Source organism: Cupriavidus ulmosensis (assembly GCF_977008105.1).
The window spans coordinates 2,405,240-2,420,410 of sequence record NZ_CDRMWP010000002.1 but is presented as its reverse complement, the minus strand read 5'-3'; the positions used below and the strand labels follow the sequence as shown (position 1 = coordinate 2,420,410).

Below are 15,171 nucleotides of genomic sequence, written 5' to 3'. Positions count from 1 at the left end.
CGGCGCGCGCCCGCTTACTCGATGCGTGCGCCCGATGCCTTCACGATGCCGGACCAGCGCCGGACCTCGGCGTGGATGAAGCGCCCGAAGTCCTCGGGCGAGGCGGGCGCGGCCTGCAGGCCGGCCGCCGCAAAGCGCGCCTGCAGTGCCGGCGTGGCCAGCGCCCTGGCCAGCGACTGGTTCAGCGCGACGACGATGTCGCGCGGCGTGCCCGCCGGCGCCAGCATGCCGTGCCAGGTCGCCATCTCATACCCCGGCACGCCGGACTCCGCCAGCGTGGCCAGCTCGGGCAGCTGCGGCATGCGCTTCAGCGAGGTCACGCCGAGCGCGCGCAGGCGGCCGCTTTGCATATGGGGCAGGGCGGTGGGGAAGATCTCGAACATCATGTCGATCTGTCCGCCGAGCAGGTCGGTCATGGCCGCCGAGCCGCCCTTGTAAGGCACGTGCATCAGGTCGACATTGGCCTTCGATTCGAACAGCTGGCCGCCCAGGTGCTGCGAGGAGCCGTTGCCGGCCGACCCGTAGCGCAGCGTGCCGGGCCTGGCGCGCGCCAGCGCGATCAACTCCTGCGCCGTGCGTGCCGGCAACTGCGGATTGACGATCAGGATCAGCGGCGACGAGGCGATCAGGCCGATCGGCTCGAAGCTTTTCTCGGCATCGTAGGGCAGCTTCGAATACAGCGTGGGATTGATGCCGTGGGTGCTGGTCGAGCCCTGCAGCAGCGTGTAGCCATCGGGCCGGGCATGCGCGACGAGGCCGCTGCCGATCGTGCCGCCGGCTCCGCCGCGGTTGTCTACCACCACGGGCTGGCCAACTTCGGCCGCGAGCGCCTGGGCGACCGCGCGGGCCACGAAGTCGGTGGTGGTGCCGGCCGGGTAGGGCGCCACGTAGGTAATCGCGCGGTTCGGATAGCCGGTGGCGGCCTCGCTCAATCCGGGGCGCAGCAGCGGCACGGCCCAGGGCAGCGTGCCGGCCGTGGCGAGAAAACGTCGTCGATCCATCTTTGTCTCCGTATGTGTTTATGTTTTATGTCGTCGCGGAATTCAGCGCGGGGGTACCGGTACCAGCCGGTCCGGTGTCATCTGCGCGAGCGCGTTGATGCCGAGCGCGCCCATCGTGCGCACCACCTCGTCGTGCAGAATGCGGATCGCGTAGGCCACGCCGTCGTGTCCGCCGAACGCGGTGGCGTAGTTGAACGGCCGGCCCACGAACACGAAGCGCGCGCCCAGCGCCAGCGCCTTCATCACGTCGGTGCCGCGCCGGATGCCGCCATCGAGCATCACCGGCCGGCCGCCCGCCGCATCGACCATCGCCGGCAGCGTGCGCAGCGGCGAGACCGCGCTGTCGAGCTGGCGTCCGCCGTGATTGGAGGCGATGATGCCGTCGGCGCCGGCTTCGATCGCGCATCGCACGTCGGCCGGATCGAGCAATCCCTTGATCACCAGCGGCCCTTGCCAGCGGGCGCGGATATGGCGGATCACGCTCCAGTCCAGATGCGCGCGGCCGCTGAATTCCCGCTCTACATTGCGGGACATGATGGGCGCGCCGCGCGTGGCGAACGAGTTCTCGAAATGCGGCATGCCGTGACGGACCAGCGTGCGCGCGAAGGTGCCAAGCAGCCATCGTGGCCGGGTCAGCCCGTCCCAGGCGAGCCGCGGCGTGGGGCGCAGCGGCGTGGAGAAGCCGGTACGCAGGTTGTTCTCGCGGTTGCCGGGCACCGCGACGTCCACGGTGACGACCAGCGTCTCGATCTTCGCGCGGGCCACGCGATCGAGCAGCGCATCGGTACGCGCGAGATCGGGCGGCAGGTAGATCTGGAACCACGGCCGGTCGCCCGCGGCGGCAATGGTTTCCAGCGGAATCAGCGACGATCCGCTGATGATCATCGGAATGCCGGCGCCGGCGGCGGCGCTGGCCAATGCGATATCGCCGCGATACCCGGACAGCGCCACGATGCCCATCGGCGCGATGCCGAACGGCGACGCATAGGTGCGGCCGAACAGCGTGGCCTGTGCCGAACGTCCGGCCACGCCCGCCAGAAAGCGCGGCAGCAGGCCATATTCGGCGAATGCCCGCCGGTTGTCGTCGAGCGACAGGCCGTCTTCCACGCCGCCGCTGACATAGCCGAAGATCGGGCGCGGCAGGCGCCGCTGCGCGGCCCGCTCGAAATCGTCGAGGGAAAGAATGCCGCGAAAGCGGGTATCGACGCGGCGCCGTTGCGTATCGGCGGAACTGGACGCCGGCTGCGCGGCGCGCGGCTGGGCGCTCGCGGTCATGCGGAAACTCCGTGGCTCATCGGGAAATCTTTCTGGGGACAGGACATTGGCGCGAGTCTATATGGCGCACCGGGAACCGGCATGAGCCTTGGCTGAACGGGTGTTCGGTATACTTGAACACCCCCCGCCGCCCCCTATATCCAGATGGAACTGCGCCAGCTTCGCTATTTCGTGCGTGTCGTCGAGTTGAACAGCATGGGACGCGCCGCGATCGAACTCGATCTGGCGACCTCGACGCTGAGCCAGCAGATCAGCCGGCTGGAGGGTGAGCTGTCCACGCGCCTGCTGCAGCGGCGCTCGACCGGCGTGTTTCCCACCGATGCCGGCCTCGATTTTTTCCGGCATGCGCAACTGATCCTGCGCCAGGTCGAGGCGGCAGCCAGCGCGGCACAGCAGGGGCGGCTGTCGGGGCTGGTCAGCATCGGCCTGGCCGGCACCACCGCGGCGATGCTGGCGCTGCCCTTCGTCACCGCCATGCGAGCGCGCTATCCCGCCGTGCGCCTGCGGATCGTGGAGGGCCTGGCCGGTAATCTCGAAGCGCTGCTCAATTCGCGCCAGCTCGATCTGGCCATCGTATTCCAGGCCGATGCCGCGCGCCGCTGGACCGTGGTGCCGCTGCTGGACGAGCACCTGTTCCTGCTTGGCAGCGCCGGTCTTCCGGGCATGCCCGACGCCGACGAAGCCTCGGTGGCGGAACTGGGCGATCTGCCGCTGATTCTCCCGAGCGGCACCCACACGCTGCGCAATCTCGTGCTCGATGCGTTTCGCGAAGTTGGCGGCATGCCGAATGTCGTGCTCGAAGTCGATGGCGCCGGCACGCTGATGGATGTGGTGCGGGCAGGCGTGGGCGCCACGATTCAACCCGGCTCGCTGCTGGCCCGCGTGGGCATTCCGCATGGCGGCACGTCGGGCGCCGATGGCTTGCGCGCCATTCGCCTGCGCGACGACGCGATGCATCGCACCAGCCTGCTGGCCAGCCTGCCCGACGACGAATTGTCGACGGCCGCGCTTGGCGCGCGCGTGGTGCTTGTGGAGGTTGCGCGCGAACTGGCGCGCAGCGGGCGCTGGCCCGGGGCGAATGGCGAGATCGGGCAATAGCGGTCTGCCCGGCGTCCGCCGGATCGCGCGGATGCCGCCTGGTCTTGGCCGCCATGTTTGCCTGCCGCTCTCGAGGTGCTTTTTTCCATATCGGAGCGTTGAACCCCATTCGCGGGGAATCTTCGCTGCGGGGAATCTGCAGGCAGGCGCTAAGGCGCAAACCGATAGGTAATCCCGAGCAGCCATTCCCGCGATGGCACCTTCGCCCGCACGGTGGCCTGATAGCCGATGTCCAGATCCAGGCCCGGAAACACCGTATAGATGACGCCGGCCAGCAGTGTCACCGGCCAGGCTCCGCTCGCGGGGTTCGGGTCGGTGACGGCCACGGCCTCCGCCGTCAGGATCAGGTGCTCGTTGGCTGCCCACATGACTGCCGCGGCCACTCGCTTTTCCCACGTTCTCGCCCCGCTTTCCTCCGGGTTGCGCGCGAGCCCGACATTGCCGTGAAACGTGAAGGGCGCGGCATCGTAGGTGGCGAGCATCAGCGCGTGCGCGGACACCTTGTCGTGAGGCAGCCCGAGGCCATGCTGGCTGGTTGGCGCCGCCACGCCCAGCCTCGTCCCGAACGCCCAGGGGGCGCTGCCATGGAAGCGCCATTTCGCGTCGATGTTCGTGTCGCCCAGCCCCCGGGTTCGCGCGCCATCCGGATCGAACCCGCGTATCCAGGACGGCTGGACGATCAGATCCAGGGTCGGGGTCAGGCCATACGAGATCTGCGGCTGATACGTGAACACCGTCGCGCCCTCGGCGCGCAGCCACGACATGCCGTTCTCGAGTTCGATATTGCCTTTGCCCTGGGTGCTCGTGTCCTCGGCCTCCAGTGGGTGCGCGCCGAATGCCGGGGGCGCGGCCGCCAGCGCCGCAGCCGCTATCCAGGCGGCCGGTTGCCTCCGCTGCGTCGGGCGCGGACTGTCATCTGCTCGTTGCGGCATTCGATCTATGATCCCATTCCACGCAATCACTGTAGCCATCGCTTGTGACGCTTGCGCGACGCCGGGGGAAGTCATGAATCGTGTTGCTCACCTGATCCTGCTGCTGGTGGCCGCCCTGGCACTGACGGCGCACCGCTCGTCATTCGCCGCCGACGTGGTCCTGCGCGGGGCCGGCGCGACGTTTCCCTATCCCATCTATGCGAAGTGGGCCGCGGAGTACAAGCGCGCCACGGGCGTCGACATCCGCTATGAAGCGGTCGGCTCCGGCGCGGGCATCGATCTTGTCGGGCACGGGATGGTGGACTTCGGCGCGTCGGACGTGCCGCTTGCCGCGGAGGAACTGCAGCGGGCGGGTGCCATGCAGTTTCCCGCCGTGATCGGCGGCGTGGTGCCGGTCATGAACGTCGGCGGCATCAAGTCCGGGGAGCTGCGGCTGAGCGGGCAGGTCCTGGCGGAGATCTACCTCGGCAAGATCACGAAATGGAACGACCCCGCCATTTCGGCGCTGAATCCCGGGCTGCATCTGCCCAGCACCTTCATTACGGTCGTGCACCGGTCCGATGCGTCCGGCACCACCTTCCTCTGGTCCGAGTTCCTGTCGCGGTCGAGCGCGGAATGGCGCGCAAAGGTCGGCGCGGACAAGGTGCTCGCATGGCCGATCGGGGTGACGGGCGCGGGCAACGAGGGCGTGGCGTCGTCGGTGCAGCGCACGAAGTCATCGATCGGCTATGTCGAATACGCCTACGCCCGGGAGCACAACCTCACCACCGCCTCGGTGCGCAATCGCGACGGCGCATTCGTGCAGCCGGGCGAGGCTTCGTTCGAGGCGGCGGCACGGGCGGCGCAATGGCGGCGCTCCGCGGATTTGTATCAGCTTTTGATCGACCAGGCCGGCGCGGCGAGCTGGCCCATTGCCGGCGGCACGTTCATCCTGCTGCGCACCGCGGCCGATCAGCCCGCGCGAAGCCTCGAAGTCCTGAAATTCTTCGACTGGGCGCTGCACGATGGCCAGCGCTTCGCGATCGACCTCGACTACGTTCCGCTGCCGGAGCCGGCGCTCGATCTGATCGACGGCGTGTGGGCGGATCAGGTCAGGAGCGCGTCCGGCGGGGCCGTCTGGACGCGCCGCGCTTCGTCGCACCGGCAGGAGCATCGCTAGGGGGCGTCGCCAGGGGGTGTCGAAGGGCGCCGCAGCGCAGGCGGGGAACCCTCGTTCAGTCGGCAGCAAGAACGGGCCGGCTCCTGATCTGGTCGCTGATGGATTCCAGCAGCTTCCTCGACTCCTTGACCGCATCGGCCTGGGACAGGTGTTTCTTGATGACCAGGCGGCGAATGTCGGAGGCGGCGAATTTCTTCAGGCCGGGAAAGAGCGTCTGGAAGTGGGCGCGCAGTTCCGGCTCGTCGCAGATCGCGGCATTGAATTCGCCCCGTGCCCAGACCAGGCGAAGGTTGAACTTCGGCGCGTCCGGGCGGGAGGCCCTGGCGTCGCGATACACGTTGATGTAGACCGGCCAGAAGGCATCGTCGCCGTCGCGCAGCAGATCCACGGTCTGCGCGGGCGTGGCGTTGAACCAGGTCCTGCCGGTTTCGATCAGGTCCTGGTTCAGCGAGGGCATGCTCCTCACCAGTTGCTGGACGATGGTGGCCACGCCCTGGATGCCGGTGAGCTGCTCGCAGACCTGGGGATACTGCGCCTGGAAGAGCCGCAGTTCGCCGATGGCGCCTTCGAGTGACTTCGGTTTCCAGTCGAGGACGGACTCCTTGCGCACTTCGCGCATGGCTTCGACCACCTGCGGATGGGCGAGCGCGAGGTCGGCGGCGAGTTCGGAGATGCGCTGCTCCGCCGGGCTCTCCCATTCCGTCTGCTTCTGGCAGTACGCAACCAGCAGCTGCGCGGCGTTCTTGTCGCGCGCCAGTTGGAACCGCGCGCGTTTCGCCGAGGCTTCGAGCCAGCTGTAGTCGAGCAGCGCCCATCGTTTCCCGAGCGATTCGATGGCGTCTTCCGGATAGTCCTTCAGGTCGCGGTCGAGCACGATAAAGGCCTGGTCGTAGTCGGAGAAGACCGGGCGCGACGAGACTTCGGCCTTGACCGCCTTGACGTACCTCTCCAACTGCTCGGCGGTCAGGTTCGCGCCGGCCTTGTTCTCGATCGTGATGAGCATCTTGTTCTGCGGGTCGATCAGGAACAGGTCGAGCCGGCCTTTCTTCGTGCCGTTGTCCACCTCGACGCTGAATTCGCGGGTAACGAACGCGGCGCCGAAACTGCTCGTGCGGATCCTGCCCGGTGTCCATTTCTCGAAGAACCGCTTGTTGTCCCAGATGGGATCCACGCTGGCGGCATAACCGGCCTCGAGAAAATCCTTGATGACGGCATCGCCCTGGGAGTGGCCCTCGTTCGGGTTCATGCACCACGCCAGCGTGTCGGAGTGCTGGTTCTCGGTGAGCTTGATGACGTCGAAGAGGTCGTCGGTCGTCTTGTTCTGCTCGATCAGTTCCACGAGGTTGGTGTCTCGCAGGAATGCATACAGATCGGTTGGTTCCACTTGCACTTGTGTCCTCGGTGTCTTGGCCGGTGTCCTGATGCCCGGTGGTTGGTGGACCGCCTCGCCTTGCGTCGATGGCCCGGCGCGGGCGGCCTTGCGCGCGATGAGATGCTATCGGAGAAATCCGGCAAAGCTTGAGCGTTTCGGCCTGCCTCTTCCGAGGGGCCGCGGCACCGCGTCCGCTGGCTGCCGGCGCGGCACAGCCGGCCCGGAAAGGCGCCGTCCCGAAGGCGGCACACGGCCCGCCGGACCCCGGCGCGGTCAATCTTGCGCGGCGGAGAGCGCAAAAACAGAAATTTCCCATTTATTTCGCGCCCGATACTGGGTATATGTTGAGTCACTCCAATGTCACTCAAAGGAGGTGTACTCAAATGGCGCAACCGAACCCGCCATCCCGCCCCTGCGGGCATGTCCTGCACACCAAGCCGGAGCTGTTCCTGCTGGTCAACTACGCGCCCAGGGAGGGCGAGCCGAACTGGTGCAACGCATTGTGCGAATTCGTGGAGGAGGGCGACGCCGACTCCGGCGACGCGCTGTCCGTCCACATCTCGCCCTTCGACGCCCTGCTCGACGCCGCATTCATGTCCGGCCCCGGCAAGCCGTATCACGTGGTGCGCGCGGCCACCTTCGATCCGCGCCCGCTGATCCGGCACGGCGGCGGCAAGCTCCATCTCAACCTGCATTGCGGCTGGGCCGCGAGCGACGGCCGCATCGTGGTCCGGCGCAAGGGCGCTCTCGCCAGCGTCTGCATGATGCAGACCGAGGACATCCCGCAGACGCGGCTCGACGCCATCGATCTGGAGATCGGCCCCGAAGGCATGGCCAGGTACGAGCGCCTGCGCGAACACGCCGGGCTGTTCGCGCACGCGGACTCGCACGGCCTGCTGGAAACCTGGACGGAACAGCAGCGGCACCAGGCCGTGGGGCTGGCCATACAGCGCATGCCGGGCGTCGTGCCGGTCGGCGCGGAAGTCGACCAGGTCGCCCTCTACGACCCTGAAGCCGCGCAATGGCATTTCGTGCCCATCGCGGTGTTCCGTGGCGGCCCCGGTGTCAAGGCGACCGCCTGAGCGCCGCATCGCGCGGCGACGGCCGTCACTGCGCCAACCCATCCAACCGCGAGAGGTCTTCTGATGATGGACATGCGACGAGCGCTCCGCAACGGCGACCGCACCAGCAGCAACGGCACGCTGATCGGCACCGGCGCGATGACGCACCACGGCGTGCGGCTCGGCGTCGATGGCGACATCGCCACCTGCCCTGCATGCCAGGGCAGTGGCGTCGTCACCAACGACTGCCAGCCGTCGTTCAGCGTGATGGGCACGCAGGTCCTGGTCGAAGGCGCGCGCGTGAACTGCAAGTGCGCGGACAAGCCGGTCGTCATTGCCTCGCAGGACGATTTCACCATCGAGGTGAACCGCGGCGGCATCCGTCCGCCGGCGGGCAGCGCCGCCGCGCCCGTGGCGGCTTCGAACAAGCTGACCGAAGGCGCGCCGCGGGAAACGGCCGCGGACGACCCCGCGCTGATCTGCCAGAACATGAGCAACGCGGAGTTCTACGCCACCATGAACCGGCTGCGCGACAAGGCCGTGCGGCTGCTGGGCGACCGGCTGGCCGAACTGGAGCGGTGGAACACCGCGGACCAGGACAAGGTCAGGCTCTGGTTCGGCAATGCGCGGGAGGATACGCGGGAGCGGCTGCGTGGCGGGATGGCGCGCATGCGGCAGATCATGCGCGGGCTGACCGACAGGAACTATGAGCGCTATACGGTGGCGGGGCTGGCGCGGGTGGGGTGTGTGCCGCGTGCGAGGGAGGATGAGTTGCCACCAACGGCCTCCGTCTGTAAGCCCGATGGAACATATATGATTTTTATCGGGGATATATTTTGCCGAACCGATGCCGAAGCAAACAGTATTCATGGTGTCCCGTTCAATAAAGAGTCAAAACTTACCATTCTGATACATGAGATATCACATTTTCCATTGGCGATGGATAGCAGGGACACTTGGTCAAGTATCCGAATATCGATGGAGAAGGCAGTCGCACGAGATGAATTTTGCATAAACAATGCAGATAATATTTCGTACTATGTGGCAAATATTCCTAACTGGACCGGCAACGTTCCGGTATGGAGGCCTTGATGAAATATTTACTGGGTTTAATCCCGTTGATATCAACTTGGTCTGCTTTCGCTTGCCATCCGCCATATGTTGAGTACGAGCCTCTCTATGAGGGCCAGCGGATCACTCTTTCGGCCAGCGAAATTCGCCGCATGGCTGACTGGAGGGGGATGGCGAGACGGTCCTTCCCCAATGACGGTACGTATTCCATTTCGGTTCAGAAAAATCCACGAGTTGGCATATCGGCCCATCTGGCAAAGATCAGGGCGCAGGACTTGAAGCGGTTGCTGTTGAATCTTGGTGTCAAGGAGTCGGACATTTTGGATGCGGAGATCAAGAACTACGGCTACGACGCCCCCCCGAACGCCGAAGCGCGGCGGCTGGCGAACACCGCCTATATCTCCGTCGATCCGCGTTGTCCGCATCCGTGCTGTCCCGGGCCGCAACCATCGAAATGAAATCAATCAACTGGAGAACTGATGTCCAAGAAAAATAGCAGTGGACCGATGTGTCGGCATAGGCAATGGCTCAGGCGAGCCATTCTGGCAATGTGCTTGTCGACCGGCACAACGTATGCATGCAGTCCGGGTTTTCCTGATATATACCTGCGGTTTCCCAAGCATTCACACATGCTGACCGCCGGCGCGGCGCTTAAACTGGGAACATGGCTTGCGGAGCAGCGGGTCAACTACCCGAACTACGACTATTTCCTTGTCGATGCTTATCGGGTCGGGGGTGAAGCAGGAGGTGTGTCACTTATCAGTGCGCGGGCCGAGACGGTTCGTCGCTTCTTTCTCGACCGGGGATTCAATCCGGAAAGGATTGAGTCGAGCGCGCGGAAATCCCTTCTGGACGACCCTGCCAGGCCGGAAGTCGCCCGCGCAGTGAATGTCAGTATCGTCGCTGCCTGCCCCCATGCCTGTTGCAGCATGGAAACCCACAAGGTTGAATTCACCGGCCTGCCCATGCCCACGGACAGCGGCATGGCCGCCGCGGGCGGCGAAGCGCGCTAGTGTCCGGCCCATCCTGTATGTCCCCGCCGCCGCGGGATGACACGGTTCACCGCAGGCCGCGAAGCGACCTTGACCCACATCAAGGGCTCCCGGCGGACGGCGTATAGATTGAGCAGATCAGTGGCCGGCCGGCCAACGCCAGCGAGCACGGCGGGCCGCGCCCGTTCATCCGTGCCCGCCAGTCCTGCCCGAGGGAGACCGATGTCCCAGCCCATCATCGAAACCCATGCGTTGGTCCGCCGTTTCGGCAGCATGACGGCGGTCGGCGGCCTGACGCTGTCCATCGAGGCGGGCGAGGTCTTCGGCCTGCTGGGCCGCAACGGGGCGGGCAAGACGACCTTGATCAAGATGCTGACGACCTTGCTGCCGCCCAGCGGAGGCACGGCGTCGGTGGGCGGTTTCGACATCGTGCGGGAGGCGGCGTCCGTGCGGCGCATCATCGGCTATGTGCCGCAGGCCTTGTCGGCGGATGGCGACCTGTCGGGTTTCGAGAACCTGCTGGTGTTCGCCAAGCTCTACGACATCCCGCGCGCGCAGCGCGAGAAGCGCATCCAGGATGCGCTCGCGTTCATGGATCTTGCCGACGTGGGGCACAAGCTGGTCAAGACCTATTCCGGCGGCATGATCCGGCGCCTGGAGATCGCGCAATCCACGCTGCACCGGCCGCGGGTGCTTTTCCTCGACGAGCCCACCGTCGGGCTGGATCCGGTGGCGCGCATCTCCGTGTGGGAGCAGCTGGAGAAGCTGCAGGCGGAGTTCGGCAGCGCCATCCTGCTGACCACGCACTACCTGGAAGAGGCGGAGCGGCTGTGCGACCGGGTCGGGATCATGAATCACGGCGCGATCGCCGCGATCGGCTCGCCCGCGGAACTCAAGGCTGTCGTCGGCGCGCATGCCAGCTTTGAAGACGTTTTCGAACACTACACCAGCGCGGACGCTGCCCAGCAAGGTGCCTACGATGAAACCTCTCAGACCCGCCGCTCCGCCAACCGCCTTGCCTGACGTGCTGCCGCAACGCGACGCGGGCAGGCCCTGGCCGGTGGTGGCCTTCGTTGCCAAGACCTTCGCCATTGCCGACATGGAGGTGCGCAAGCTCTGGCACGATCCCACGGAACTGGTGACGCGCGCGGTGCAGCCCGCGCTGTGGCTGCTGATATTCGGGCAGGTCATGAGCCACGGCCGCGTGATCGATACCGGCGGCGTGCCTTACCTGGATTTCCTGGTGCCGGGCATCCTGGCGCAGAGCGTGCTGTTCATCGCCATCTTCAACGGCATTTCCATCATCTGGGAACGCGACCTGGGCATCGTGCACAAGTTTCTCGCCAGCCCGACGCCGCGCGCCGCGCTGGTGCTGGGCAAGGCGCTGGGCGGCGGCGTGCGCGCGCTGGTGCAGGCCGTGGTGGTCATGGCGCTGGCCGCGCTGCTCGGCGTCAAGATGCAGTGGGACCCGTTGTCGCTGGCGGGGCTGGTGGTGTTCGTGCTGCTCGGCGCGGCGGTATTCTCCACGTTCTCGCTGATCATCGCCTGCCTGGTGAAGACGCGCGAGCGTTTCATGGGCGTGGGGCAATTGCTGACCATGCCGCTGTTCTTCGCCAGCAACGCGATCTATCCCACTTCCCTGATGCCGCGCGCGCTGCAGGTCATTTCGCACCTGAATCCGCTGACCTACCAGGTGGATGCGTTGCGCACGCTGCTGCTGTCCGGGCGCGCTGCCGGCGGCGGCATCGGCCTCGCGGTGGACGGGGCCGTGCTCGGGGTCACGCTGCTGGGCATGGTGGCGGTCAGCACCCGGATCTATCCGCAGATCGTGCGCTAGGCCGCGCGGCGGGGAGGGCGGCATGCGGGGCAACGCTTGCGTTGTCCGCATGCCGCCGCCCGCGCCGCGGGTCAGGCGGCGGCTTCTTCCTTCAGCGACGCCATGTCGATCACGAAGCGGTATTTCACGTCGTTCTTTTCCAGCCGCTCGTAAGCCTCGTTGACGGCCTGGATCGGCACCATCTCGATGTCGCTGACGATGTTGTGCTCGGCGCAGAAATCCAGCATCTCCTGCGTCTCGGCCATGCCGCCGATGGCGGAGCCGGCGATGGACTTGCGCCCGCCGATCAGGCTGATGCCGGCCAGCGGCTCGATGTCGGTCAGCACGCCCACCAGCACCATCGTGCCGTCGAGCTTGAGCAGCGCGGCGTAGGGGTTGAGGTCGTGGCCGGTCGGGATGGTGTTGAGCAGGAAGTCGAAGCTGCGGGCGTGGCGGGCCATGTCGTCGGCGTTGCGCGAGAGCAGCACCGCGTCGGCGCCGAGGCGGGTGGCGTCCTTGCCTTTCCCGGGGGACGTGGTGATCATCGTCACGTGCGCGCCGAGCGCCTTGGCGAACTTGATGCCCATGTGGCCGAGGCCGCCGAGGCCGATCACGCCGACCTTCTGGCCGGGGCCGACCTTCCAGTGGCGCAGCGGGGAGTAGGTGGTGATGCCGGCGCACAGCAGCGGCGCCACGGCCTTGAGGTCGAGCTTGGGAGAGACCTTCACCACGAAGCGCTGCTCGACCACGATCTGCTCGGCGTAGCCGCCGAAGGTCAGTTGGTCGCTGCCGCGTTCCTTGTCGTTGTAGGTCAGCGTGGCGCCTTGCTCGCAGTATTGCTCGAGGTCGGCACGGCAGGCCGCGCAGGCGCGGCAGGAATCGACCATGCAGCCCACGCCGGCGTAGTCGCCGACCCGCAGGCCGGTCACGGCGCTGCCGACCTCGGCCACGCGGCCCACGATCTCGTGGCCGGGGACCATCGGGTAGAGCGAGTTGCTCCAGTGGTTGCGGGCCTGGTGCAGGTCGGAGTGGCAGATGCCGCTGTAGAGGATCTCGATCCGCACGTCGTGGCTGCCCACGTCGCGGCGATGGAAGCGGAACGGGACGAGGGGAGACTCGGCGTTATGGACGGCGTAGCCGCGGACTTCGAACATGGCGATATGGGCGGGTAGTTCAGGGAACCCACACAATAGTGCGCGGCTCGCGCGGGTTCAATCTGGAAGATTGGCATAGGCTGTCCAATAATCCTGCACAATCCGTGCTGTTCGACAATTTCTCTCCCCGCCCGGCTGCCTCTGCGCCGTCCGGCGCGGCTGCCCGGCCACAATGAAAAAATCCACAGTATTGATCCTGGCCTTCGCGTTTCACGCCGCGGCACATGCCGCCGGGGACGCGCAGGCCGGCAGCAATGTCTTCGCCTCGAAATGCGCGTCGTGCCACAGCGTCGGGCCGTCGGCGCGCGGCGGCTTCGGTCCGCAGCTCAACGGCATCTTTGGCCGCGTTGCCGGCAGCACGAGCGATTATCAATACTCTGCCGCCATGAAGCAGTCGGGCATTGTCTGGTCCGAGAAGACATTGGCGGCGTTCGTTTCGTCGCCGGGCAAGGTCGTGCCCGGCACCAGGATGCGTTTCTGGGGGCTCGGCAGCGAGCGGCAGATCGCGGACCTGCTGGCCTACCTGCATGCCAATCCGTAGCGCGGGCGCGGCGCCCGGGCCGAAAGCAAAAACCGTACTGGAACTTTGCCGTGCCGGCAGCTACGCTGTCAGACGGAGGCCACTGCGCCGGGTTAGCGCGAGGGGCCGCGGACCTCGATTGGAAGGAGTGACCTATGAAAATCGCTATCGCGCTGGCAATTGCCGTTCTCGTTCCAGGTATCGTCCATGCCGCCGGCCCGGCGAATCCGGCCGACCGCTATGACTACAACATGCGCAGCACCAACAAGGACGGCTACGTGCCGGACCCGCAGCGTGTGACGAACAAGGATGGCTACGTGCCGGACACGGCGCGGGCCAACGACAAGTTCGATCCCTATACCCAAGGGGCCAGGCAGAGCACCGCTTCCGCGCTGACCGACTCGAAGACGACGAAAGCGCACGGGAAGACACGCAGCCACAAGAAGGCGCCGGCGGTCGGCACCGACAAGTAAGCGCGCGGCGCCTGCCCCGGCGGCGCCGGCCGGAAACGTCCCGATGGCTCCGGATGCCATTCGGGGCGTTTTGCTTTGCGCCGTGCGCGGCACGATGCCGCCATGACGAAGGCGGGCGCCGCCGCGCCGCTCACGCCGCCGGCGCCATGCCGTTCTCGGCCCACAACTGACTGTCCGGAAACCAGAACGCATCGGGGCGCGGCGGCGATGCCAGCCTGACCGGCAGCGCCGGGTTGAATATCTTGGACCACGCCGACAGGTAGGACGGCGTCTTCACGAGAAACCCGCAGCGCGACAGCAGCAGGCTGGAGACCAGCGCCTCGCGGCCGATTTCCAGGCCGGCGTAACCCCGGAAATGGATCGGCATGCTGCCGTCGGCGAGCAGTTTCGACGGCGCCACGCGCACGGGCTTGCCGAACGGCCACGCGGCGAAGAAATCGAGAAACGCCGCCTCGTCGCTGGACACGAAAAGACTGGTCAGGCGCGGGTTCTCCGTCAGCGTCGACGCCACCACCTGGCAGAACGCCTCCCAGCTCATGGATTCCGCTTCGTGGCGCTTGTCGGTGCCGCGGAAATGCACGCCGAGCGTGGTCTCGCCGATGCCGAGCGTGGCGCACAGCGCGTCGACTTCATCGCGGATGAAGGCCGCGGGCCGGTAGTGCGCCTGGAACAGGGCGCTGGCGCTCTTGAGTTCGAGCCGGGCTTCGTAGCGCCCGCGCAGGCCCAGTTGCACGAGGTCGTGGACGCGCGACGTCCTGACCTTGCGCGCCGGCGCGGCGTCCGGCGGCGGCCGCACGGTTTCGAAGAAGGTCGAGAACCAGTCGATCCTGCCGTCCGGGTCGCCGTAGATCGGGCCGTGCGCGGAGATGCGCGGGACCAGGCCTTTTTCCTCGCAGTACATCAGGATGAACAGGACCATCTGCAGCACGGAGAAGAAACCGGAGTTCTCGTGGATGTCGATGGCGAACACGCCCGGGTTCAGGCGCTGCCGGGCGTGCAGCGCCAGCCGGCTGAAGGTGGCCAGCGCATACTTGAACCGTTCGCTGCGCCGGATCTGCCTGGCCCGCTCCATCGCCTCCCGCAACGCCTCTCGCAACGCCTCCCGCAACGCTTCCTGCAGCATGTCCCGCTCCCGTCCGGTTTTGTGTTTTCCGGGGATTGGCCGCGCGCGCGGCCTCCCTGCCGCGCCGGCGCGCTGGCGGCGAGAAGTGAGCCTACAAGCAGGCCGGACCCGTGTTTGTGGGGTG

The 15,171-nt window shown here is 66.5% G+C and carries 16 protein-coding genes; 10 read left to right on the top strand and 6 right to left on the bottom strand.

From position 1 onward, the window contains the following. Positions 1 to 14 precede the first annotated feature (14 nt). Both ACWTPI_RS30425 and ACWTPI_RS30420 read right to left on the bottom strand, forming a co-directional pair. Positions 15 to 1,001, bottom strand: a complete 987-nt coding sequence (locus tag ACWTPI_RS30425) for a Bug family tripartite tricarboxylate transporter substrate binding protein (protein WP_059412518.1) — start codon at positions 999 to 1,001, stop codon at positions 15 to 17. A 42-nt stretch (positions 1,002 to 1,043) separates the two neighbouring features. Beyond that, positions 1,044 to 2,276, bottom strand: a complete 1,233-nt coding sequence (locus tag ACWTPI_RS30420; protein ID WP_059412519.1) for an alpha-hydroxy acid oxidase — start codon at positions 2,274 to 2,276, stop codon at positions 1,044 to 1,046. A 144-nt stretch (positions 2,277 to 2,420) separates the two neighbouring features. Between ACWTPI_RS30420 and ACWTPI_RS30415 the strand changes: the two genes are divergently transcribed. After that, positions 2,421 to 3,374 carry a LysR substrate-binding domain-containing protein gene (locus ACWTPI_RS30415; RefSeq protein ID WP_020203426.1) on the top strand — a complete coding sequence of 318 codons (954 nt, stop codon included), beginning with the start codon at positions 2,421 to 2,423 and terminating at the stop codon, positions 3,372 to 3,374. Between the two features lie 149 nt (positions 3,375 to 3,523). On the opposite strand, the gene ACWTPI_RS30410 is transcribed toward ACWTPI_RS30415, so the two are convergent. Next, a complete protein-coding gene (locus ACWTPI_RS30410; RefSeq protein WP_454733614.1) occupies positions 3,524 to 4,306 on the bottom strand; it encodes a transporter in 783 nt (260 codons plus the stop codon). Positions 4,307 to 4,379: 73 nt separating this feature from the next. On the opposite strand from ACWTPI_RS30410, the gene pstS reads away from it, so the two are divergent. Beyond that, entirely contained in the window at positions 4,380 to 5,465 is a 1,086-nt protein-coding gene (gene pstS / locus ACWTPI_RS30405; RefSeq protein ID WP_454733613.1) for a phosphate ABC transporter substrate-binding protein PstS, read from the top strand. A 55-nt stretch (positions 5,466 to 5,520) separates the two neighbouring features. On the opposite strand, the gene ACWTPI_RS30400 is transcribed toward pstS, so the two are convergent. Then, on the bottom strand, positions 5,521 to 6,849 hold the full coding sequence (locus ACWTPI_RS30400; protein ID WP_454733612.1) for a PDDEXK-like family protein: 1,329 nt from the start codon (positions 6,847 to 6,849) through the stop codon (positions 5,521 to 5,523). A 371-nt stretch (positions 6,850 to 7,220) separates the two neighbouring features. Between ACWTPI_RS30400 and ACWTPI_RS30395 the strand changes: the two genes are divergently transcribed. The 6 genes from ACWTPI_RS30395 to ACWTPI_RS30370 all read left to right on the top strand — a co-directional run bounded on the left by ACWTPI_RS30395 (position 7,221) and on the right by ACWTPI_RS30370 (position 11,798). Continuing rightward, positions 7,221 to 7,919: a hypothetical protein gene (locus tag ACWTPI_RS30395; RefSeq protein WP_454733611.1), complete on the top strand. Its 699-nt coding sequence runs from the start codon at positions 7,221 to 7,223 to the stop codon at positions 7,917 to 7,919. A 63-nt stretch (positions 7,920 to 7,982) separates the two neighbouring features. Continuing rightward, positions 7,983 to 8,990: a M35 family metallo-endopeptidase gene (locus tag ACWTPI_RS30390; RefSeq protein ID WP_454733610.1), complete on the top strand. Its 1,008-nt coding sequence runs from the start codon at positions 7,983 to 7,985 to the stop codon at positions 8,988 to 8,990. Next, entirely contained in the window at positions 8,990 to 9,427 is a 438-nt protein-coding gene (locus ACWTPI_RS30385; RefSeq protein ID WP_454733609.1) for a hypothetical protein, read from the top strand. The genes ACWTPI_RS30390 and ACWTPI_RS30385 overlap by 1 nt, the downstream gene beginning before the upstream one ends. A 171-nt stretch (positions 9,428 to 9,598) precedes the next feature. Then, positions 9,599 to 9,982 carry a hypothetical protein gene (locus tag ACWTPI_RS30380; protein WP_454733608.1) on the top strand — a complete coding sequence of 128 codons (384 nt, stop codon included), beginning with the start codon at positions 9,599 to 9,601 and terminating at the stop codon, positions 9,980 to 9,982. 201 nt (positions 9,983 to 10,183) lie between these two features. Further along, positions 10,184 to 10,984 (top strand): ATP-binding cassette domain-containing protein, encoded by an 801-nt coding sequence (locus ACWTPI_RS30375; RefSeq protein ID WP_454733607.1) that lies wholly within the window; start codon positions 10,184 to 10,186, stop codon positions 10,982 to 10,984. Further along, entirely contained in the window at positions 10,941 to 11,798 is an 858-nt protein-coding gene (locus ACWTPI_RS30370; protein ID WP_454740577.1) for an ABC transporter permease, read from the top strand. Before ACWTPI_RS30375 ends, ACWTPI_RS30370 begins: the two co-directional genes overlap by 44 nt. Positions 11,799 to 11,869: 71 nt before the next feature. Here the strand turns inward: ACWTPI_RS30370 and ACWTPI_RS30365 are convergent, their stop codons facing one another. Continuing rightward, positions 11,870 to 12,931 carry an NAD(P)-dependent alcohol dehydrogenase gene (locus ACWTPI_RS30365; RefSeq protein ID WP_454733606.1) on the bottom strand — a complete coding sequence of 354 codons (1,062 nt, stop codon included), beginning with the start codon at positions 12,929 to 12,931 and terminating at the stop codon, positions 11,870 to 11,872. A 172-nt stretch (positions 12,932 to 13,103) separates the two neighbouring features. Between ACWTPI_RS30365 and ACWTPI_RS30360 the strand changes: the two genes are divergently transcribed. Both ACWTPI_RS30360 and ACWTPI_RS30355 read left to right on the top strand, forming a co-directional pair. Then, entirely contained in the window at positions 13,104 to 13,472 is a 369-nt protein-coding gene (locus ACWTPI_RS30360) for a c-type cytochrome (protein WP_454733605.1), read from the top strand. A 134-nt stretch (positions 13,473 to 13,606) separates the two neighbouring features. Further along, positions 13,607 to 13,924, top strand: coding sequence for a hypothetical protein (locus ACWTPI_RS30355; protein ID WP_454733604.1), 318 nt, complete (start codon positions 13,607 to 13,609; stop codon positions 13,922 to 13,924). Between the two features lie 130 nt (positions 13,925 to 14,054). Here the strand turns inward: ACWTPI_RS30355 and ACWTPI_RS30350 are convergent, their stop codons facing one another. After that, on the bottom strand, positions 14,055 to 15,047 hold the full coding sequence (locus ACWTPI_RS30350; protein ID WP_454733603.1) for a hypothetical protein: 993 nt from the start codon (positions 15,045 to 15,047) through the stop codon (positions 14,055 to 14,057). Positions 15,048 to 15,171: the final 124 nt, after the last annotated feature.